Source organism: Bacillus sp. 205(2023), assembly GCF_037027485.1.
Lineage (GTDB): Bacteria > Bacillota > Bacilli > Bacillales > Bacillaceae > Bacillus > Bacillus halotolerans.
Genome location: NZ_JAXCHF010000003.1, coordinates 41,423 through 60,615 on the forward strand (window position 1 = coordinate 41,423; position 19,193 = coordinate 60,615).

Here is a 19,193-nt window from a genome sequence, read left to right on the forward strand (position 1 = left end):
TTTCCCAGAAAAAAAGAGCGCTTCTGAAAAGCTCTCTCTTTATATATGCATCAGATAGCGCCGCTATTTATGTGCATCATATGCAGGCATGACGTCTCTTCGGGGCCACAAGCCTAATTTCTTCACAAGGCCTTGAATTCCTTTGGAATGTTCGTTTTCTTGCATGAGCTGGTGGTATTCGTTCATTAAAGAATCCAGCTCCTGACTGTGCCTGATTGTGTCATGCCCTGTAAATCCCTGCTTACTAGCGGCGTCTATCATTAACTTTCTTTTTTCATCAATAGACACCAGCAATCTTTCTTGTTCAGAAGAACAGCCCATTCAATTCACCCCTCGCCGCTAAGAAATAGGAAACAAGTTTGATTGGGTTATTGTGCATTATTACAGATTATACTTTATTTGTAAACATATTTTTATTAAATAACTTAATTTTTCATTTATAATAGATATATTGATAGGATTAGAAGAACAATACCCAGACGAAGACCATCTTAAACACACCGCAGGCAGGAGGAATGCTAAATGAAGAAAAAAAAAGCGATAATGCTCGGTGCGGCAGGCGGAAAAGCTATTCTGAAAAGGAAAACCCGCAAAAAATTAATCAATCATATCACGATCTTTTGTCAAATGCTTCGCGATTGGCGAAACGGTGACTATCCCCGTTCACAGATTAAAACACTGTTGCTTCTGACAGCTGCTGTCTTTTATATCATCATGCCGATTGATATGATTCCAGACTTGGTGCTCGGTTTAGGAATTCTTGACGATGCTGCCGTTCTCGGTTTGATTTGGACGCTGATCAAAAAAGAAATGTCCCAATACGAAGAATGGTGTTTACAATAAGCAAAAAAAGCCCCGCCTTTATGGACGGGGCTTTTTCTTCTTATTGGTTCACGCTGTCTTTTTCATAAATCGGAACCCAGCCTTCAGATGTAACAAAGATCCGCACCGCCACAACTTTTCGATCCTCTTGAAGCGTGAAATAATGGCGGATATTTTCAGGTACCGAGATTAAATCTCCAGGGTTTAAACGGACATCAAAAAATGTGCCGTCCTTGCCTTGAATGACGAAAATTCCGTGTCCGCTTACAATAAAACGGACTTCATCGTCTGTATGGTGATGTTCTCTTTTAAAATTTTCAAGCAGTTCATCCAGTTTCGGATTAGCGTCAGACAGAGAAATAACATCTTGGGCTTTGTAGCCGCGGCGGGCTGAGATATCTTTAATTTCAGCGTCGAAGGTGTCAAGAATTTGCTGTTTTTCTTCTTCAGACAGGTCATATTTTTCTGAAAGCTGTTCAGGGAGCTTGGCGATATCCCATTGCTCATAGATCACCTCTTGGCTGTCCAGAAAGCTTGCCACTTCCTCTTGATTTTCAATCGTTGTATTTGCCTCATCATGAATTCGAATTGTTGCCATTTGCGGTTCCCCCTTTTATTTAACCAGCTGATGCTGGAGTGTTTTCAGCTTCAAATGATAGCTGAATAAAAATTCATATGCTTCAAGCACTCTTTTCGCTTCAAATGCCGTTCTTCCCCAAGCAGTAATGCCATGGTTCCGGATCAGGACAGCTCCTGAATCTCCAGTAACCTGATCCGCGAAAAGCGCAGCAAGAGTCGGAATATGAGCCGGATTTTCTATAATTGGAATGGACACTTCTGCATTCTCATCCCACAGGCCAAGCGCTTTTATGATTTCTTGCCCTTTAAAAGTGATTTGGTTTTGATCTCCATACAGCTCTGAGATGACGTTATTGTTTACTGTATGAACATGAAGACAGCATCCGGCATTTGTTTTATTGTACAGATGTGTATGCAAGAGCGTTTCTGCTGACGGTTTCAGATGATGTCCGCTTTCGGCAGGCTCTCCGTTCTGATCTACCAACAGGAAGTCTTCATCCGTTTCTTTTCGTTTATCTTTTCCGCTCGCCGTTACGAGAAATTGCAATGGCTCATCAGAAACCTTGATGGACAGGTTGCCGCTGGTCGCCGGAAACCAATCTCTTTCTGCCAATTCCCGTTTTACTTCGGCAAGCTCGAGCCAGCGCTCTTGTTTTGCAGCCATTTCTTTACCTCCGTTACGTCTTCAATTGCTTTCTTTATTTCGTGAAAATCATGGTATGGGATATGATTCAGATGATGCTCCTTGCATTCATTTAATAAATAATCCCTTGCAAAGCAAAGATCAGACAGCTTTGCCGCCTCTACATCGGTAACGGAGTCACCGATCATGATGATATATTGATCAGGCTCAGAAAGCTCTTTAATAACAGTCGGCTTGCAGCACCCGCATTGATTTGTGCATGTGCCTTTGCAAGTATGAGGCCAATCAATATGAATGAATTCGTTCACAAAGGACGCACGGTTGCAATAAATATGATCTTTCTCAACAATTCCTTCAAGCAGCGGATAGACAAAAAAGTCCATCCCCCCGCTTACGACATAAAACGGGAGTTCATGCTTGTTAACAAATGCGACAAATTCCCGAAAGCCGTCCCGGATTTTTGCGTCTTCTAATACGAATCTTGTAATCTCCTCTTTTAAGCTGCTCGGCAGAAGGCCGAACATTCGTCCGACGCCTTCTTGGATCGACATCGTTTTGGAGAGCACGCCGTCTTTTAAAGCCGTCCATTCCGGCGGAGCGAATGTTTTCATAATGTTTATAATGTTGTCGTTCATTGTGATGGTTCCATCAAAATCACATATCATTAACGGTTTTTGAGTCGTCATACGGCTTCAGCCTTTCCCCATTTATCAAGCGCAAGCTTCAAATCTTCGCATTGACCGGCTTTTTCTTCAATCGGCTGCGCCTCCAAAACCGCATCAATAATGGCTCTGAACGCTTTGCCCCCGCCTTGGGCGCCGTTTGGATGTCCGTGTATGCCTCCTCCGGCGTTAATAATATGATCAATGCCAAAATCACGCATGAGAAGCGGAACCATACCAGGGTGAATACCGGCGGATGGAACGGCAAATGTCTGGTTAAAGGCATCTTCTCTTACGCATTCTTCATGAATCGCCAGCGCGTCTTCTTTCGGAAGCGCAACTGAGCCATATGGAGAAGGAAACAGACTGAAGTCAGCGCCGCAATATCGGTTTAATTTTCCGAGCAAAAGGGCATGGGAAAACCCGTACAACGGTGAGGATGTAAATGCCCCGCTGACTGCCGGATGCGCCATAATGGGGATTGATACGTCCGGATCTTCCGCAAGGCTTTGCATGACGTCCAAACCGTAAGCGAAGACATTCAATAAAAGCGTATCCGCTCCCAACTCAGCGGCGCGTCTTGCTTTATCTCTAAGCTCAGCCGTTCTTCCAGTCAAATTCACTGCATACAGCGTTTTATGGCCGGTCTGCTCGTATGTTTCTTTCAAAATTTGTTTTCCCTCTGTAATTCTTGTTTCAAAAGGTGCTAAACCCGTCTCAAAGAAAATTTCATCATCTTTGATTACGTCAACCCCGCCGAGCGCCTGCTGCCTGAGCTGTTCTTTAATATCACTCAGGTCCCTTCCGATGACCCCTTTAAAAATGCTCATTAACAGCGGTCTTTCAAACTCTCCAAGCATCTTCCGGATGCCGTATACGCCAAACTTCGGGCCCGGGAGTGTCTGCTTAAACGCTTCAGAGAATTCGAGATCTATTAACTTGATTTTTCCGTCCAGCGACAGCTTGCCAAACACAGTTGTCAGCAATGCCGGAATATCCTGTGAGAAATTTACCTCGGGATAGGCAATTGTGATAACCGCTTGTTTTCCTGATGCAAGATGTCCCTCTCTCTCCTCGACCTTTACAACCCGTCCCTTATGCTTTTGCATCTGCTCCTGCTTCACCAGAGGCAGATCAGTCCAAGAGCCCACCGTCAATCCTGTTGCGATTTGTTCTGCTTTTTTCTCCGTGTCGGCTCCCGGCTCGGTCAGGAGATATGTTGCTAATAATTCACTCATGCCAGAGCTCCTTTCATTTTTTAACCCATATAAAAAACCTCTTCAAACAGCAATGCGTCTAAAGAGGTTTCGTTTCTCGTCCGAATCTTATCTCTCAGCCGCCAGCTGCAAGAATTAGCACCGTGCTTTACAAGTCGGTTGCCGGGCTTCATCGGGCTCGTCCCTCTGCCTGCTCTTGATAAGAAAATATAGATTTTATAAATTATTTTGAATTATCCCACCGTTAAAGAATCTTGTCAATGCTTTTTTGGGTAAACAGGTTTAGTTTGCCAATTCGATGAGCTGCTTCTTTAAGCCTAGCTTCACTTGTTAAGAGCCCCACTCTGACATACCCCTCTCCATATTCACCAAAGCCGTTTCCTGCTGCAACCGCCACATTCGCTTTTTCAAGCAAGAGATCTGAGAATTGCTCAGAGCTATAGCCTTCAGGCACCGGCAGCCACGCAAAAAATGAACCCGCAGGCGCTGTGACATCCCAGCCGATTTCCCGGCATGCTGCTATCCAAGCGTTGCGCCTGCTTTCATACCGGGCATTTTGCTCCGCTACGCATGTCTGCTCAGATAAAAGTGCCGCCTCGGCAGCCTGCTGGGTTGCTTTGAAAAGACTGACAAACATATGGTCTTGATAAAGATTGATCGCTTCTATGACCGAGGCGTTACCAACTGCAAAACCGACCCGCCAGCCCGCCATATTATATGTTTTGGACAGCGTGTAAATTTCTATTCCGATATCCTTAGCGCCTTCAGTCTGCAAAAAGCTTAAAGGCTTGTGTCCGTCAAAGCCCACTGCACCGTAAGCAAAATCATGGACCACACAGATTTCGTTTTCTTTCGCAAAACTCACCGTTTCTCCAAAAAACTCTGCGGTAGCGACGGCTCCAGTCGGATTATTCGGATAATTCAAGTACATCAATTTCGCTTGTTCTCTTACGTCAGGGGAAATGCTTGCGTATTCAGGAAGAAACGCTTTTTCCTTAGTGAGCGGCATCATTTCCATATTCGCTTTCGCAAGCGTGACACCGGACCAATAATCTGGATAGCCAGGGTCAGGAACCAAAATCGTATCCCCCGGATTTAACAGGCATTGCGGGAGCTCGACAAGACCGGCTTTCCCGCCGAATAATACGGCTACTTCAGTTTCCGGATCAAGCTGAACGCCGTATTCTCTGTTATAAAATGCCGCCGCTGCTGATTTCAGGCTGTGCGAACCTCGAAATAAGGAGTATTTATGATTTTCAGACTGAGCAACGGCTCGCTGCATTTCCTCCACAATATGCTCGGGCGTCGGCTGATCCGGATTTCCCTGCCCCAAATTGATGACATCATGTCCTTCCTTCAGCTTTCGGTTCACTTTCTGCACAAGAGAAGCAAAGAATTGTTTAGGCAGTTCCTGCAGCACTTGAGAATGTTCAAATTTCATCTGTTTTCACCTTCTAAAAAAATCTTGAAATGATAGTCCAGTATCATATATGGTTAAATGAAAAAAGTAAAGAAAAATATGGGGTGTTAAAAAATGAAATGGACCATATCTTGTCTTCAATTTGATATTTCATACGGAAAACCTTCAGAAAATATAAAAAAGGCTGAATTTTTAATCAAAAAAGAGAGTAAAAATGCTGATGTTCTTGTTCTCCCTGAATTATGGACGACCGGTTACGACCTTGCCAATCTTGATCAGCTTGCTGATGAAGACGGGCACACTGCTCAAAGCTGGCTGCAAAAAACCGCAAAAAAACACGGGGTTCATATTGTCGCAGGATCTGTTGCTGTCAGAAAAGGTTCTGATGTTTATAATACAATGTTCATCGCAGATAAGGAAGGACGAATCATTAAAGAGTACAGCAAAGCCCATCTTTTTCAGCTGATGGATGAGCATGTGTATTTATCAGCCGGTTCCGAGGACGGATACTTCGAGCTTGAAGGCGTCAAAAGCTCAGGACTGATCTGTTATGATATCCGTTTTCCGGAATGGATCAGAAAACATACGACAAAAGGCGCTAACGTGCTGTTCATTTCTGCGGAATGGCCTCTGCCCCGTCTTGATCATTGGAAAAGCCTGCTTATTGCGAGGGCCATTGAGAATCAATGCTTTGTCGCTGCCTGCAATTGCACAGGAGCTAATCCCGATAATGAATTCGCCGGGCACAGCATGATTATTGACCCTTGGGGACGCATATTGGCCGAGGGCGGCCGTGAAGAAGGCAGTGTCAAAGCGGAAATTGACCTTCAAGAAAGCGTTGAGGTGCGGGGAAAAATTCCTGTTTTCGATGATATCAGAAAAGATTTATATTAAAAAATATATTGACAATTCAATCACACACCTGTTACTATTTTCATCAACTGATAAATTAGAATTGTTTAACAAGTGAATATATTCTCTTATCGAGAGTTGGGCGAGGGATTGGCCTTTTGACCCCAACAGCAACCGACCGTAATTCCATTGTGAAATGGGGCGCATCTTCTTGGCGCCGAGACTGAGGTCTCGTAAGGCACGGTGCTAATTCCATCAGATTTGATCTGAGAGATAAGAGAGGCGGGACATGATTGTTAAGCCTCCTTCTCTCTGAGAAGGAGGCTTTTTTACGGCCATTCGCGGCACACATATCAAGAAATTACATAATTGGAGGTAATGACGATGGCAGTCACAAAAACACCTTTATACGAAACGTTAAATGAAAGCTCCGCTGTCGCACTGGCGGTGAAACTCGGCTTATTTCAAAGCAAAAGCACACTGACATGCCAGGAGATCGGCGACGGAAATTTAAACTACGTCTTTCATATTTATGACCAAGAAAATGACAGGGCTTTGATCATTAAACAGGCGGTTCCTTATGCAAAAGTTGTCGGGAAAAGCTGGCCGCTGACAATCGATCGGGCAAGAATCGAAAGCAGCGCACTGATCCGTCAGGGTGAACACGTCCCTCACCTCGTACCGAGAGTTTACTATTCAGATACTGAATTGGCGGTTACGGTCATGGAGGATCTTTCACATCTAAAGATCGCTAGAAAAGGACTTCTTGAAGGTGAAAATTATCCAAATCTGTCACGAGACATTGGCGAATTTTTAGGGAAAACGCTTTTTTACTCTTCTGATTACGCACTTGAACCTAAGGTGAAAAAACAGCTTGTTAAACAATTTACAAATCCTGAGCTCTGCGATATTACCGAAAGACTCGTATTTACAGATCCTTTCTTTGATCATGATACAAATGAATTTGAGGAAGAGCTTCGTCCATATGTTGAAAAGCTTTGGAAAAATGACAAGGTCAAAGTTGAAGCAGCTAAGCTGAAAAAGTCATTTTTAACATCTGCCGAAACGCTGATTCATGGCGACCTGCATACAGGAAGCATTTTTGCCAGCGAGCTTGAGACAAAGGTGATCGATCCTGAATTCGCTTTTTACGGGCCAATCGGTTTTGATGTTGGTCAATTTATCGCCAACTTATTGTTAAATGCACTCAGCCGTGACGGTGCTGATCGAGAGCCATTATATGAACATGTAAAACAAGTTTGGGACACGTTTCAAACAACATTCAGTGAAGCCTGGGAGAAAAACAGTCTCGATGTGTATGCCAAAATCGACGGTTATCTCGCTGATACGCTCAGCCATATTTTTGAAGAGACAATTGGGTTTGCCGGCTGCGAACTGATACGCCGCACCATCGGTCTTGCCCATGTGGCAGATCTGGATACAATCGTACCGTTTGATAAACGAATCGAAAGAAAACGGCTGGCGCTGGAAACCGGTACTGCTTTCATCGAAAAACGTTCACAAATAAAAACCATAACGGATGTTATTGAATGTTTTAAGTTACTTGTAAAGGAATGATTCACCCATGACCAATTCATTTGCTGTTCCGCGTTCTGTTGAATGGAAAGAAACAGCCATTAAGATTTTAAATCAGCAAAAGCTTCCTGATGTTACGGAATATTTGGAGCTGACAACGAAAGAAGAAGTATTTGACGCGATTGTCTCACTTAAAGTTAGAGGAGCCCCGGCGATCGGCATTACGGCAGCATTTGGGCTCGCGCTGGCGGCAAAAAACATCGAAACTGATAATGTGGCGGAATTCCGCTGCGAATTGGATAACATCAAAAATTATTTGAACAGTTCAAGGCCGACAGCAATCAATTTATCATGGGCGCTCGAGAGACTGAGCCATTCAATTCAAAACGCCATTTCTGTAAATGAAGCAAAAACCAATCTTGTCCATGAAGCGATTCAGATTCAAGTGGAGGATGAAGAAACGTGCCGTATGATCGGCCAAAACGCGCTTCAGCTTTTCAAAAAAGGCGACAAGATTATGACAATCTGCAATGCCGGTTCTATCGCGACAAGCCGCTATGGAACCGCGCTTGCCCCGTTTTATTTGGCGAAACAAAAGGATTTGGGGCTTCATATTTATGCTTGTGAAACCAGACCGGTTCTTCAAGGTTCACGGCTTACTGCTTGGGAACTGATGCAGGGCGGTATTGATGTCACGCTGATTACGGACAGCATGGCAGCCCATACAATGAAAGAAAAACAAATTTCTGCCGTCATCGTTGGCGCGGACCGAATTGCAAAGAACGGAGATACCGCGAATAAAATTGGCACTTACGGACTTGCTATTTTAGCAAACGCCTTCGATATTCCGTTTTTTGTAGCAGCACCTTTATCTACTTTTGACACAAAAGTAAAAAGCGGGGCTGATATCCCGATAGAGGAACGGGACCCCGAAGAAGTCAGGAACATTTCCGGCGTCCGAACCGCTCCGGCTGAAGTGCCTGTCTTTAATCCTGCTTTTGATATTACACCACACCATCTTATTTCTGGGATCATCACTGAAAAAGGGATTATGACCGGTTCCTATGAAGAAGAAATTGAACAGCTGTTTACAGGCGAAAAGGTTCATTAAAAAACCGCTGAAGACTTGGCTCATATTGGGCCGAGTCAGCGGTTTTTTTGTTTGCTCATATTCATATCGATTATTTCATCTTTTTGAGCGCTGGATAAGATATGCAGTTTTACAAGCAGCTCGGCAAAAACGGCAATTTTCTCAGAGCGGCTCGGCTTCAATTGCTTTGTCCTCCTCTTTCATCAGACCAACTTTTTTAACTTAGTAAAATCATATGTCGGCGGCGAAAAAAGGGAACGCGCCATATGTTTTATTTTTCTTTATAGGAGATTTGCTCGATGCTAAGCAAATAAGCTTTGATGTCAGTTTTACTTCCGGCATACCCTGTTAACGTGCTGTTTTTGCCGATCACTCTGTGGCACGGAACAAATATCGGCAGGTCATTTCGTTTATTTGCCTGTCCGACAGCGCGTACCGCTTTCGGACTTCCGACCGCTACGGCAATGTCAGCATAGCTTCGTGATTCGCCATACGGAATCATGGCAAGCGCCTCCCATACTTTTTGCTGAAAAGGCGTGCCCTTTTGGCTCAATGGCAGTGAGAATATCTTTCTTTCTCCCGCAAAATATTCGTGAAGCTGCTTTTTCGCTTCTGCTAAAAAAGCCGTCTCCACCTGCTCCGTATTCTCAACAGATTCTTTCCACTGCCTCAAATCTTCCTTACTGAGGAAGAGACGGGTGATGCTGCCTTCTTCCTCGACAATTGCGAGCTCCCCGAGCGGCGTTTCCGCTGTCGTATAGTAATTCATTCGTCTAACCTTCTTTCTTCAAAATTCTGCCTGACGGGAAGTGTAAGATGAAAAACAGTCCCCTTTCCTTCTTCACTTTCCACCATTATTTTGCCTTGATGTTCTTCAATAATTTTATAGCTTACCATAAGCCCGAGTCCAGTTCCCCGTTCCTTTGTTGTATAAAACGGTTCTCCGAGACGCTTTAATTTATCCTCTGTGATTCCGACTCCTTCGTCTTTCAAAGATATAAGAATATGATCTTGATCAGCTTTTTTGATCGTCACATAAATATTGCCGCCGTCAGGCATGACTTCGATGGCGTTCTTTAATATATTGATAAAAACCTGTTTCAGCTGATTCGGTTCACAGTATATCGGCGGAATGTCGCCGACTAAATCCAGATGCATTTGTACGTTGCTGAGATTGGCTTGCGCGTTAAGAAGGTCTAATGTGTCTTTCATAATTTGTGTCACATGTTTTTCCTCATACATGATAGCCTGGGGCTTGGCTAAAATTAAAAACTCTGTGATGATGGATTCGATGCGCTTTAATTCTGAGGTGATGACGTTGAAGTAAAGAGAATAGTCTCCCTCCACACTCCCTTTCAGGAGCTGAATGAAGCCTTTAAGAGCTGTCATTGGATTTCTGATTTCGTGAGCGATGCCGGCAGCGAGTTCTCCAACGACATGGAGAGTATCAGATTTGCGAAGACGCTCTTCCAGTTCTTTTCGCTCTGTGACATCTTTAAAAATAGCCAGGTTCATATTTTGAATAATATTTCGTTTAAACGAAAATTCTAGTTTTCGATTATCATTGCTGCTCAGCAAAAATGGGATCTCATTGTCCATTTCATCGAAATTAATCTGCCTTGCCGGTGATGCCAGATTTTCTATTTCATAGGAAGAAATAATATCAAGCAGGCTGTGTTTTTTCAGTTCTTCATGCGGCAGTCCCAAAATATTGCTCGCTAACGGGTTGGCGTCGATGATTCGGTACTGATTGTCGAATAATACGTTGCCGTCCATTGAACCGTTGAACACTTTTCTGAATTTGAGCTCGCTTTCCCGAAGCTCCTTTTCCATCCGCTTTCGGTCACTGACATTTCTTAAAATTGTTAAGTGCTGGTTTTCAAGTATAGTCCGCTTTGAAGTAAATTCAAGCTCTTTGAACTGCCCGTTGCCCATTTGAAACAGCATCTCTTCTCTGATCTCACCGTATTTTGCATATTTCCTCTTCGTCCAGCTGTATTTCTGCTGAGAGTCTACGAGAAAATCACACAGCTTTCTTTTTAACAGCAAATTCATCGGCAGCTCAAAAATTTTACAAGCTGACTGATTGGCCTTAACGATTCTTCCGTCATTCGACCAGATGATAATAGCGTCCATGGCGTTTTCAAAAATTTCTCTGAAGCGCTCCTCACTTTTAAATAGCTGGAGCTCCATGGACCTCTTCTCCGTGATATCCCGCATAATCGACATATAAAAACCGCTGATGATGTTAGACGTAATCGTAAATTCAAACAGCTTCTGATCTCCTGAACGAAGCCTGACAGGCAGCTCGCCTTTTGCTTTTCCCTTTCGATAAAGCGTGTGCCAAATGTTATCGAAATCTTTTCGCGATCCGCTGTCAATGAATTGATACAGCGACAAATGCGACAGCTCATTCTGGTCGATTTCAAAGCTTTTGCAAAAGGACAGATTGGCATCAATAAAGCCGCCGTCTTTATCAAATAAAACGATTCCGTCGACAGCTCTGTCAAACAAGTCCTTAAAAAGCTGTTCATTCATGGAAAATTCCCGCTCCAAAATTTTCTTTGAAGAAATGTCTCTCATAACGACAAAAAAGAAATCCTCGCCAATCCCTCTTTTGGCAAGAAACTCAATATATTTTGTCGCTCCGCTGTCCAGCCTGATCGGAACCTCCTTCCACAGAAAACCTTTCTTAAAAAACTTCTTCACGGAAAGGTCCAGCTCATCCTTTGGAATAGAAAACAAAAAATCAAAAACGGAACGCTTTTTCAAACCTTCCGCATCTACTTGAAGCATCCTCGCTGTTGCTTCATTTGCCTGCACGATTTTCATATCATTATCACATATAAAAATAGCATCGAGCGTATTGTTCACAATCACTTGATGCTGATGTAATTCCTTTTTCAGCCGATCATTTTCTTGTTTGAGGCGCTTCAGTTCCTCTTTCAGATCTGAATTTGTCTCGACATCGAGAGTTTCCATGCGTAAACACTCCTTCTTCAAAACCTATCCCTCAATATTTCTACATATTGCATGAACTTCCTTCATTCGCCCTATACATTTCAGAAAATTTCAGCGTGATTACATAAAGAAGACATTTTCAACGATCCTTACCGTCACTTTACATCGTCCTAACAATCAGACGTTTTTTCAAATCCTTTTTGATCTTTTATTTTAAAATAAATACCAACAGGGAATAATCTTTTAGTGACTGATTTAAAGAGAAGGTGATGCTATGAGTAAATCGCGAGACAGTTATTTTGACAATGCAAAATTCTTATTGATATTCCTTGTTGTTTTCGGTCATATTCTTCGATCTTTTATTCATGATAACAATTTTATGCTCTACCTCTACAAGTTCATTTACACGTTCCACATGCCTGCCTTTATTCTTGTATCCGGTTATTTCGCCAAAGGTTTTAAACGCGCCGGATATGTGAAAAAGCTGGCGGTCAAGCTGATTATTCCATATTTGATTTTCCAAAGCATCTATTCCGTCTTTTATTACATTATTCAAGACGAAAGCATGACAAATGTGAATCCGATTGACCCGCAATGGTCGTTATGGTTTCTGGTAAGCTTATTTTTCTGGAATATCCTGCTCTATCCTTTTTCAAAGCTTTCTAAGCATTGGGCGCTGTTTGTCAGCTGCGGCATCGCCGTGCTGATCGGTTATCTCGACTTTGTCAGCAGCACACTGAGCCTGTCCCGGACATTTGTATTCTTGCCGATGTTCCTTGTCGGATTTTACTCGAATAAACATCACTTTGATTTACTGAGATCAAAACGAGGCAAACAGATTGCGCTCGGTGTGCTCGCCGCCGTATTTGTCATCTGCTGGGGCATCGATTTTGACTATTCATGGCTGTTCGGCTCTAAGCCGTACTCATCATTTGGCGATGTCACCTTGGCAAGCGGCCTCTCCCGAATCGGCTGGTATGTACTTGCCTTTGCGGCAACCTTTAGCTTTTTAGCGCTTGTTCCGCAAAAACGCTATTTCTTTACTAAGTGGGGAACAAGGACATTTTACGTATACCTGCTCCACGGATTTATCATTAAAACACTCAGGCAGGTCGGGCTTGAGGATGGACTCACTGACTATCAAAACTTAGTCATCCTGCTGCTCTTAACTGCAGCCCTTACCTCCATTCTCTCAAGCAATTTCGTCAAAACGGTTGCTCAGCCGTTCATTGAACTGAGAATGACAGGCTTGCTGCAGCTAGTCAGAGGAAGCAGCAAAAATGCCTATTTAAAATAACATAACACCTCTTAAGCGGCATGCCGCCTAAGAGGTGTTTTTTATTTTTGTTTTTTCTCTTTTTTCTTTTTCGGCTTTGTTACTTCAAGGGTTTCAATGATTTTCCCGGCGTTGTAATCCCCAAGCTCACTTGAGAATTCTTCTTCAAGCACCTTCTTATTCATCGGCTTTTTATGATTTTGCATGTCTTTGCTGTGCTGGTTCTTTTTCATGATCACGCGCCTCCTTGCTGACCTTGTTTGGAATTGCGATTGGCCCCTCGGAAATTCGGGTCGTCGTGATATTGAGTCTTATATGCATTTCTGTCCATACTCTCAGTCGGTGTATTGTTATTTTTTATGGCTTCATCGACCTCAGCCTTACGTTTCATAGAAATCCTCCTCGCCAGTATTTCTAATTTTTATTTCGCTTGAAAATGCAGGCCAGCTGATTAACTGCAGCTGATTATGTTAGGTTCTCCAACTGGTGCCGGGTCACACATCTTTTTTTTGGCAATAAAAAAACACCGCAAATGCGGTGTTTCATTATCCGATAATCACTCTTTCCTTCGGATAATGGTAATTTGCTTCAATTTCTTTTCTTCCGATCAGATAAAGGAAGGTCAATATTCCGATCCGCCCGATAAACATGACGATCATAATGACACATTTTCCTACGTTGCTCAAATCAGCGGTAATGCCAAGGGACAGACCAGTCGTTCCAAAGGCAGAACATACCTCAAACAAAAGCTCCAGCAGAGAATGCTTTTCTGTCACTGTAAGGATCAGTGTCGCTCCAAAAACGAGCAAAATCGCCATCATTGTGACCACAAGAGACTTCATCAGATCTGCTGGGTGCAGCTCCCGTTTGAATACTTTTACCGCTTTATTGCCGCGTGCAAAATGAAACAGCGCAAGCAGATTCAAGGCAAAAGTTGTTGTCCTTATGCCTCCCCCGACTGAGCTTGGTGACGCACCGATAAACATCAGCGCGCACATAAAAAACAACGTGGGATCCGACAGCTGGCTGATATCAATTGTTGCAAGCCCGCCGCTTCGGGTAGCTGTTGATTGAAACAAGGATAGAAACAAAATATCATGCCATGCCTTTCCTGCAAATGAGTGGCTCGCTTCCAGCGCATAGATGCCGATGGCGCCAAACACTACGAGTGAGCCAAACATAATGGTCGTGATTTTTGTAAAAAGCGTAAACGGATATCTCCGATGCTTTGAAAACAAGAAGTCCTTTACTTCGACAAGCACCGGAAAGCCGATCGCTCCGAATATGATCAAAAGCATCGTAATAAACTGCACAAAATAATCATGGCGGAATGGAACCATGGAATTTCCTGTTATATCAAACCCGCCATTTGTGGTTGCGCTGACACTTGCAAAAAACCCGTGTAAATAAGCTTCCTGAAAGGAATCATAGTAGGTTAAAAAATAAGTGCCAAGTATGATTCCTCCAAAAAATTCAATCCACAATATAAGAAAAAGAACCTGCTTCATTAAATTGACAATACCCGAAAACTGGGATTGGTTTTGGTCTACCATAATCAATTTCCGTTCTTTAAGGCCGATTCTTTTTCCCATGATCAGCCAAATAAACGTTCCGAGCGTCATAATCCCGATTCCGCCAAATTGCAGAACAAATGCCAAAATAAAAATGCCTGTAGTGCTGAATGTATCAGCTGTATCCACAACCGTCAGCCCCGTGACGCTGACTGAACTGACAGCCGTAAAAAGCGCGTCAATAAAAGTCCAATCCGCTCCCTGCTTATGGGCAGCCGGCAAACTCAGCAATATCAGGGCCACAGTTACTGCGAGAAAGTAATATAATGCAATCAGCTGGGCCGGAGATAATGCCTGTATCAATTTTCCAAGCTTTAATCTCATGTGAAATCCTTCTGCCTCTCTTTTAAAGTACGGTAATTATTCTAAAGATATTAGATCCATTTTTAAAGGCTTTTGCGAAACATTTTCTTAACTTGCATATTTTTTTATTATTTTAGTCAAAGTGAAACAGAAAAAAAACCTCTGAGGGTTCTCAGAGGAAGGATGTTTTTCATTTTATTTAGCTTCTAATCGTCTGATTCTTTCATCTAAATCAGGGTGAGTAGAGAAAAGCGATGACCGCTTCTTGCCATTAATCTTTAGTGTTTGGACAGCTGTCTGATCTTCTTCCATGATGCGGGAAGAATAGCTCTTAAGCGTCCGAAGAGCATGAATCATCTTATCCTTGCCGGCAAGATCCGCTCCTCCCCGGTCAGCATGGAATTCACGGTGGCGTGAATACGCAAAAACAACGAGGCTTCCGAGAATTGAAAAGACAATCTGAAACACAATCATTGCGATAAAATGAACAATCGGAGCAAGATCTTCCTTAACAAAGCGGCTCGCGATCCATGCAGCAATCCGTGATAAAAAGACGACAAAGGTATTCACAATACCTTGTAAAAGCGTCATTGTCACCATATCACCATTTGCAATATGAGCGACCTCATGGGCAAGCACACCTTCAACCGCAGCATCATCCATTTGATCAAGCAGGCCTGACGACACAGCGACAAGAGAGCGGCGTTTTGAAGGGCCAGTCGCAAACGCGTTCACTTCAGGTGAGCGGTAAATTCCGACCTCCGGCATCTTCGTTAAGCCGGCAGAGCGGCTTAATCTATAAACACGGTCAACCAATTGCTGCTCTTCATAGCTAAGTGTATGTTTCTCCGGATTCAGCACTCTGACGCCCATCATTGTCTTTGCCATCCATCTGGACATCGCAAGAGACGTAAAGGAACCGACAAAACCGACGACTAAACTGAATACAAGAAGCGCAATAGGATCTATACCGCCATCAGCTGTAAAGTACGTCCCAACTCCAGTGACAGAGCTTATGACAGATAAAACAATTCCGATCGTTGTAAGCACCAAAATATTCGTTAAAATAAACAGAAAAATTCTTTTCGCCATAATAACCTCCGTTATTTTTAAGATCAAATGAACCTGTATATTTAAATTATAAAACATCTGTTTGAAAATGCAAGGATTTAGACGTATGATGTTAATGTATTACTGACGCTTTAATAGTGCATTTATACATAGAGATTATATCCGCGTCAAATTGTCTTGAAGAGGTGAACAATGACTATTTTTAAACTCACTCGTATTGAGATGGTACGGCTGCTCTATTCCCTTAAAGGCCTGGGAGACATTAGCCCGCTCGACATTCTCGTTAAATCGGCGAATATGTCAGCGGAAGAAGCTGCAAGCCATCTTCAAATTCCAGAATTTCTTACAAGATATGAACGAAAAAAACAGAAAAAAGAATACGGCCTGTCAACCAACGAAATCGTTGAGCTTGGCAATTTATGCGAGCTGACTTCGTTAAAGTCAACCGCGATTCAAAATTGGGTGAAACGCGATATCAAAGATCTCATTGGCCATCCTGAGCTGGGTAAAAAGTATTCAGTTGAACAGGCAGTGATTCTTTTAATTGTACGTGACCTAAAATCCATTTATGACTTTGAACACATACGAGCTATCTTAAAAGTTGCTTTTAACACTATCTCAGACAGATCTGATGATGTCATCAGCCCGTTAGCGTACTATGAAAGCTGCGCGCATGTGCTGCATGCCATTTATCACCAAGATACTCCTTCAATGAAGGAATCAAATCTCCAGCAGATTGTCGAACAGGAAACAGACCTTCTTCGTCACCATTTTGAAGAGCTGAGTGACGCCCAATGGCTCAAAATCAGGCAGATTATTGCCATTACAGTTCTCTCCATTTTGACGTTCCATATTCAGGCGACCGCGAACAAAATGACCGCTGACATACTGTAATCAGGATGTACCCCCGGCAAATTGCCGGGGGTTTCTTATTCCCCCACAACAATTGCCAGCATAAATAAACCCCGTACATTTCAAACTAAATACGCGTTAAGAATTTCTTAATAGAAAAAGGAGATGAAAAAAAGATGGCGAGCAGAAATAAACTCGTTGTTCCAGGGGTGGAGCAGGCATTAGACCAATTTAAACTTGAAGTGGCTCAAGAATTCGGTGTGAACCTTGGTTCTGATACAGTTTCACGCGCTAACGGCTCTGTAGGCGGGGAAATGACAAAGCGTCTGGTTCAGCAGGCACAATCACAGCTAAATGGCACAAATAAATAAACTCAGGACTCTATTCGCCGGGGGCACTCGGCGAATCTTCTGTTTGAGCTGATTCATTATTGCTGCTGTAGCCATTTGGATTACGGTGGTAAGAAGCATTATCCCGATTAGATGAGGAATGATCCTTTCCTTTTTCACCGTTATTCCAATTTTTGCGATTTTTGCTATTCTTGCTATTCTGTTCACCATTGACTTCTTCTTCATTTCCGTTATCTTGAGGAACTTGTGTAGGGGTTTGCTCAGTATCCCCATCTTTTTCAACTTTCGTGTTTTCATCTGATTCCTTTACATCTTTATTCTGTTCACTATCATCATTCTGCGTGTCAGTTGTATCTTCTTTCTGTGAATCCGTATCATCCAGCTGTTCATTTTCTCCTTGTTTGCTGTCCTGATCGTCTGTCTGATCCGTGTTTTCTTCCTCGCTGCCGGTATTTTTTTGATCCTCTTCCCCGGATTTTTGAGAATCTTCATTTGGATCTTTCATGTTATTCTTTTCATTCGATTTTATGTAGCTGCCTGTTGATACGCCTTCTTTTTTTGCTTTTTCTCTCGTTTTCATATCTGTTTCGAGAGATTCCATGCGGTATGTCGTTTTATATTTTTCCGTTACATCATTCAGCTGCTTTTTTACTCCTGATTTATATGTATCGTCATCCGTATTTTCATAAACAGTGGAAATCAATATTTCTTTCGATTCCTTTACATATCCATGCTCGCTGCAATCCGTAATAATATCGTCTATCACCTTTTTAAAATCAGTCTCCTCCCAATCATCGATGTCACTGATAACCTTCTTGCCGTCATCATTTAAGGGCGTCAGTTCGATCACTTCGTAATCGCTGTTTATCGCCATTTCGAAGCTTGGATTGATATCTATTGTCATATACGCATAGGCCTTGTCATTAGAGAAAACGGGGAGGATAATAAAAATAAAAAGCATAATAGCAGTCATCGAAAAAATCCCCATTTTGAAAGGGCGCAGTCTTAAAACATCAAAAAAGCTGGCCCTTCTGCCCATGCGTGTCTCACTCGGAAGCATGATTTCTTCTCCGATTTCATATGTTTGGCGATCATTTTTTGCTTTTAAAAATTGTCCGTCAGGGGTCAGCAACGTGACGAATTTTTTATTTTTCTCTACTATGATCCCTCTTCTCATGAGTGCAGCACCCCTTTAAGATAATCTTTTAAATAAATATAATCACCGGTAATGATAATGCACATTGCAATGATATATTTTCTGTTTCGCTCAATCGTTTTTCTGCTTACTGAAACGAGCTGTTCGAGCTGTTTAACAGGAAGCTGTTTCTTCGTATAAAGAATCGCAGCTAATTCTTCATGCTCGACAAGGGTGAGCGCCACCTTTATGGCGTTTTGCCTTGCGTCCGCATGCTTTGGAGAATGTTCAAGCAGCTCTTGAAATGAAAGACCGTAGTCTCTGAGCTGCTTTTGAAAATACAGAATTTCCTCCCGCCTCTGTTCCTGTTCTATCTGGCGGCGGTATTCATCAATAGAAAGCTCGGCTTCAATCAGGCTTTGTGAGGATTCCTGATCGTCACCCTCCTGTAAATCCATATTAATATTTTGAGCGGTTCTTGCTTCTTTTCTAATGTAATCAATGACTTTTCTTTTTATAATAAGCTCTGCGAATGCGAGCAGCGAATTTCCTTTTTCAGGTGAGTACTTTTCAATAGCTTCGTTAAATGCAATCAGTCCGATGCTGAATTCATCGTCTTTTTCATCTATATATCGTTTACAAACGGATGAAACCGTCTTTGCGATAAATGGCTTATATTGCTGTATCAACTCGTTTTGCAGATCTTTATTGCCTTTTTGTATGCTTTCAACAGATTTTTCAAGCGTTTGCTTCTTTTTTCCCAATTTAAACAAAAGGCTAAGCACTGGTTTCACCTCAGTTCCTCCCTATAACTACTCATTAATGATAGCTAATTTGATAGGGAATCGCAAAG

General features: G+C 42.7%; 22 protein-coding genes and 2 riboswitches. Of the genes, 7 read left to right on the forward strand and 15 right to left on the reverse strand.

All coding sequences use genetic code 11. From position 1 onward, the window contains the following. Positions 1-63 precede the first annotated feature (63 nt). Positions 64-321: an aspartyl-phosphate phosphatase Spo0E family protein gene (locus WA325_RS10495; protein ID WP_024121169.1), complete on the reverse strand. Its 258-nt coding sequence runs from the start codon at positions 319-321 to the stop codon at positions 64-66. 201 nt (positions 322-522) lie between these two features. Here WA325_RS10495 and WA325_RS10500 point away from each other — a divergent pair, with 201 nt between their 5' ends. Beyond that, positions 523-843 carry a YkvA family protein gene (locus WA325_RS10500; protein ID WP_336183590.1) on the forward strand — a complete coding sequence of 107 codons (321 nt, stop codon included), beginning with the start codon at positions 523-525 and terminating at the stop codon, positions 841-843. Positions 844-883: 40 nt separating this feature from the next. Here the strand turns inward: WA325_RS10500 and mtnD are convergent, their stop codons facing one another. The 5 genes from mtnD to WA325_RS10525 all read right to left on the reverse strand — a co-directional run bounded on the left by mtnD (position 884) and on the right by WA325_RS10525 (position 5,364). Then, positions 884-1,420: an acireductone dioxygenase gene (gene mtnD / locus WA325_RS10505; protein WP_044156131.1), complete on the reverse strand. Its 537-nt coding sequence runs from the start codon at positions 1,418-1,420 to the stop codon at positions 884-886. A gap of 15 nt (positions 1,421-1,435) precedes the next feature. Continuing rightward, positions 1,436-2,065 carry a methylthioribulose 1-phosphate dehydratase gene (locus WA325_RS10510; protein ID WP_336183591.1) on the reverse strand — a complete coding sequence of 210 codons (630 nt, stop codon included), beginning with the start codon at positions 2,063-2,065 and terminating at the stop codon, positions 1,436-1,438. Further along, positions 2,023-2,730, reverse strand: a complete 708-nt coding sequence (gene mtnX / locus WA325_RS10515; protein WP_336183592.1) for a 2-hydroxy-3-keto-5-methylthiopentenyl-1-phosphate phosphatase — start codon at positions 2,728-2,730, stop codon at positions 2,023-2,025. Before mtnX ends, WA325_RS10510 begins: the two co-directional genes overlap by 43 nt. Further along, the gene (gene mtnW / locus WA325_RS10520; RefSeq protein ID WP_336183593.1) at positions 2,727-3,944 is read right to left on the reverse strand and encodes a 2,3-diketo-5-methylthiopentyl-1-phosphate enolase; all 1,218 of its coding nucleotides are present in this window, start codon (positions 3,942-3,944) and stop codon (positions 2,727-2,729) included. Before mtnW ends, mtnX begins: the two co-directional genes overlap by 4 nt. A gap of 84 nt (positions 3,945-4,028) precedes the next feature. Continuing rightward, positions 4,029-4,129, reverse strand: a riboswitch (SAM riboswitch). Between the two features lie 38 nt (positions 4,130-4,167). Next, a complete protein-coding gene (locus tag WA325_RS10525) occupies positions 4,168-5,364 on the reverse strand; it encodes a pyridoxal phosphate-dependent aminotransferase (RefSeq protein WP_336183594.1) in 1,197 nt (398 codons plus the stop codon). Between the two features lie 93 nt (positions 5,365-5,457). Here WA325_RS10525 and WA325_RS10530 point away from each other — a divergent pair, with 93 nt between their 5' ends. From WA325_RS10530 to mtnA, 3 genes are all read left to right on the forward strand, one after another. Next, entirely contained in the window at positions 5,458-6,237 is a 780-nt protein-coding gene (locus tag WA325_RS10530) for a carbon-nitrogen family hydrolase (protein ID WP_336183595.1), read from the forward strand. 83 nt (positions 6,238-6,320) lie between these two features. Beyond that, a riboswitch (SAM riboswitch) is annotated at positions 6,321-6,475 on the forward strand. 104 nt (positions 6,476-6,579) lie between these two features. Next, on the forward strand, positions 6,580-7,773 hold the full coding sequence (gene mtnK, locus WA325_RS10535) for an S-methyl-5-thioribose kinase (RefSeq protein ID WP_336183596.1): 1,194 nt from the start codon (positions 6,580-6,582) through the stop codon (positions 7,771-7,773). A 7-nt stretch (positions 7,774-7,780) separates the two neighbouring features. Further along, positions 7,781-8,842: an S-methyl-5-thioribose-1-phosphate isomerase gene (gene mtnA / locus WA325_RS10540; RefSeq protein WP_103671600.1), complete on the forward strand. Its 1,062-nt coding sequence runs from the start codon at positions 7,781-7,783 to the stop codon at positions 8,840-8,842. A gap of 35 nt (positions 8,843-8,877) precedes the next feature. Here mtnA and WA325_RS10545 read toward each other — a convergent pair whose 3' ends face one another. The 3 genes from WA325_RS10545 to WA325_RS10555 form a co-directional block, all read right to left on the reverse strand. Beyond that, entirely contained in the window at positions 8,878-9,003 is a 126-nt protein-coding gene (locus WA325_RS10545) for a hypothetical protein (protein WP_024121158.1), read from the reverse strand. A gap of 89 nt (positions 9,004-9,092) precedes the next feature. Beyond that, complete coding sequence (locus WA325_RS10550; RefSeq protein ID WP_105955521.1) at positions 9,093-9,590, reverse strand: methylated-DNA--[protein]-cysteine S-methyltransferase; 498 nt, start codon at positions 9,588-9,590, stop codon at positions 9,093-9,095. Beyond that, the gene (locus WA325_RS10555) at positions 9,587-11,803 is read right to left on the reverse strand and encodes a PAS domain-containing sensor histidine kinase (RefSeq protein ID WP_105955520.1); all 2,217 of its coding nucleotides are present in this window, start codon (positions 11,801-11,803) and stop codon (positions 9,587-9,589) included. The genes WA325_RS10550 and WA325_RS10555 overlap by 4 nt, the downstream gene beginning before the upstream one ends. A 253-nt stretch (positions 11,804-12,056) precedes the next feature. Here WA325_RS10555 and WA325_RS10560 point away from each other — a divergent pair, with 253 nt between their 5' ends. Next, a complete protein-coding gene (locus tag WA325_RS10560; RefSeq protein ID WP_059292898.1) occupies positions 12,057-13,079 on the forward strand; it encodes an acyltransferase family protein in 1,023 nt (340 codons plus the stop codon). A gap of 41 nt (positions 13,080-13,120) precedes the next feature. On the opposite strand, the gene WA325_RS10565 is transcribed toward WA325_RS10560, so the two are convergent. From WA325_RS10565 to htpX, 4 genes are all read right to left on the reverse strand, one after another. Then, entirely contained in the window at positions 13,121-13,291 is a 171-nt protein-coding gene (locus tag WA325_RS10565; protein ID WP_024121154.1) for a hypothetical protein, read from the reverse strand. A 2-nt stretch (positions 13,292-13,293) separates the two neighbouring features. Beyond that, positions 13,294-13,449, reverse strand: coding sequence for a hypothetical protein (locus WA325_RS10570; RefSeq protein ID WP_024121153.1), 156 nt, complete (start codon positions 13,447-13,449; stop codon positions 13,294-13,296). A 154-nt stretch (positions 13,450-13,603) separates the two neighbouring features. Next, a complete protein-coding gene (gene ktrD, locus WA325_RS10575) occupies positions 13,604-14,953 on the reverse strand; it encodes a Ktr system potassium transporter KtrD (protein ID WP_024121152.1) in 1,350 nt (449 codons plus the stop codon). A gap of 174 nt (positions 14,954-15,127) precedes the next feature. Further along, positions 15,128-16,024 (reverse strand): protease HtpX, encoded by an 897-nt coding sequence (htpX, locus tag WA325_RS10580; protein ID WP_336183597.1) that lies wholly within the window; start codon positions 16,022-16,024, stop codon positions 15,128-15,130. A 171-nt stretch (positions 16,025-16,195) separates the two neighbouring features. On the opposite strand from htpX, the gene WA325_RS10585 reads away from it, so the two are divergent. Continuing rightward, on the forward strand, positions 16,196-16,897 hold the full coding sequence (locus WA325_RS10585) for a DUF1836 domain-containing protein (RefSeq protein ID WP_336183598.1): 702 nt from the start codon (positions 16,196-16,198) through the stop codon (positions 16,895-16,897). Positions 16,898-17,031: 134 nt separating this feature from the next. Beyond that, complete coding sequence (sspD, locus tag WA325_RS10590) at positions 17,032-17,226, forward strand: acid-soluble spore protein SspD (RefSeq protein ID WP_010333988.1); 195 nt, start codon at positions 17,032-17,034, stop codon at positions 17,224-17,226. Between the two features lie 10 nt (positions 17,227-17,236). Here the strand turns inward: sspD and WA325_RS10595 are convergent, their stop codons facing one another. Both WA325_RS10595 and sigI read right to left on the reverse strand, forming a co-directional pair. Then, a complete protein-coding gene (locus WA325_RS10595) occupies positions 17,237-18,382 on the reverse strand; it encodes an anti-sigma factor domain-containing protein (protein ID WP_336183599.1) in 1,146 nt (381 codons plus the stop codon). Beyond that, positions 18,379-19,134 (reverse strand): RNA polymerase sigma factor SigI, encoded by a 756-nt coding sequence (sigI, locus tag WA325_RS10600; protein ID WP_024121148.1) that lies wholly within the window; start codon positions 19,132-19,134, stop codon positions 18,379-18,381. The genes WA325_RS10595 and sigI overlap by 4 nt, the downstream gene beginning before the upstream one ends. Positions 19,135-19,193: the final 59 nt, after the last annotated feature.

What these genes read in the sequence shown, in the direction of transcription:
- mtnA (WP_103671600.1), top strand. Translation starts at nt 7,781, where the DNA reads ATGACCAATTCATTTGCTGTTCCGCGTTCTGTTGAATGGAAAGAAACA.
- WA325_RS10570 (WP_024121153.1), bottom strand. Translation starts at nt 13,449, where the DNA reads ATGAAACGTAAGGCTGAGGTCGATGAAGCCATAAAAAATAACAATACA.
- WA325_RS10530 (WP_336183595.1), top strand. Translation starts at nt 5,458, where the DNA reads ATGAAATGGACCATATCTTGTCTTCAATTTGATATTTCATACGGAAAA.
- WA325_RS10495 (WP_024121169.1), bottom strand. Translation starts at nt 321, where the DNA reads ATGGGCTGTTCTTCTGAACAAGAAAGATTGCTGGTGTCTATTGATGAA.
- mtnK (WP_336183596.1), top strand. Translation starts at nt 6,580, where the DNA reads ATGGCAGTCACAAAAACACCTTTATACGAAACGTTAAATGAAAGCTCC.
- mtnX (WP_336183592.1), bottom strand. Translation starts at nt 2,730, where the DNA reads ATGACGACTCAAAAACCGTTAATGATATGTGATTTTGATGGAACCATC.
- ktrD (WP_024121152.1), bottom strand. Translation starts at nt 14,953, where the DNA reads ATGAGATTAAAGCTTGGAAAATTGATACAGGCATTATCTCCGGCCCAG.
- WA325_RS10560 (WP_059292898.1), top strand. Translation starts at nt 12,057, where the DNA reads ATGAGTAAATCGCGAGACAGTTATTTTGACAATGCAAAATTCTTATTG.
- WA325_RS10555 (WP_105955520.1), bottom strand. Translation starts at nt 11,803, where the DNA reads ATGGAAACTCTCGATGTCGAGACAAATTCAGATCTGAAAGAGGAACTG.
- htpX (WP_336183597.1), bottom strand. Translation starts at nt 16,024, where the DNA reads ATGGCGAAAAGAATTTTTCTGTTTATTTTAACGAATATTTTGGTGCTT.
- WA325_RS10500 (WP_336183590.1), top strand. Translation starts at nt 523, where the DNA reads ATGAAGAAAAAAAAAGCGATAATGCTCGGTGCGGCAGGCGGAAAAGCT.
- WA325_RS10510 (WP_336183591.1), bottom strand. Translation starts at nt 2,065, where the DNA reads ATGGCTGCAAAACAAGAGCGCTGGCTCGAGCTTGCCGAAGTAAAACGG.
- WA325_RS10595 (WP_336183599.1), bottom strand. Translation starts at nt 18,382, where the DNA reads ATGAGAAGAGGGATCATAGTAGAGAAAAATAAAAAATTCGTCACGTTG.
- mtnD (WP_044156131.1), bottom strand. Translation starts at nt 1,420, where the DNA reads ATGGCAACAATTCGAATTCATGATGAGGCAAATACAACGATTGAAAAT.
- WA325_RS10585 (WP_336183598.1), top strand. Translation starts at nt 16,196, where the DNA reads ATGACTATTTTTAAACTCACTCGTATTGAGATGGTACGGCTGCTCTAT.
- sspD (WP_010333988.1), top strand. Translation starts at nt 17,032, where the DNA reads ATGGCGAGCAGAAATAAACTCGTTGTTCCAGGGGTGGAGCAGGCATTA.
- mtnW (WP_336183593.1), bottom strand. Translation starts at nt 3,944, where the DNA reads ATGAGTGAATTATTAGCAACATATCTCCTGACCGAGCCGGGAGCCGAC.
- WA325_RS10565 (WP_024121154.1), bottom strand. Translation starts at nt 13,291, where the DNA reads ATGAAAAAGAACCAGCACAGCAAAGACATGCAAAATCATAAAAAGCCG.
- WA325_RS10525 (WP_336183594.1), bottom strand. Translation starts at nt 5,364, where the DNA reads ATGAAATTTGAACATTCTCAAGTGCTGCAGGAACTGCCTAAACAATTC.
- WA325_RS10550 (WP_105955521.1), bottom strand. Translation starts at nt 9,590, where the DNA reads ATGAATTACTATACGACAGCGGAAACGCCGCTCGGGGAGCTCGCAATT.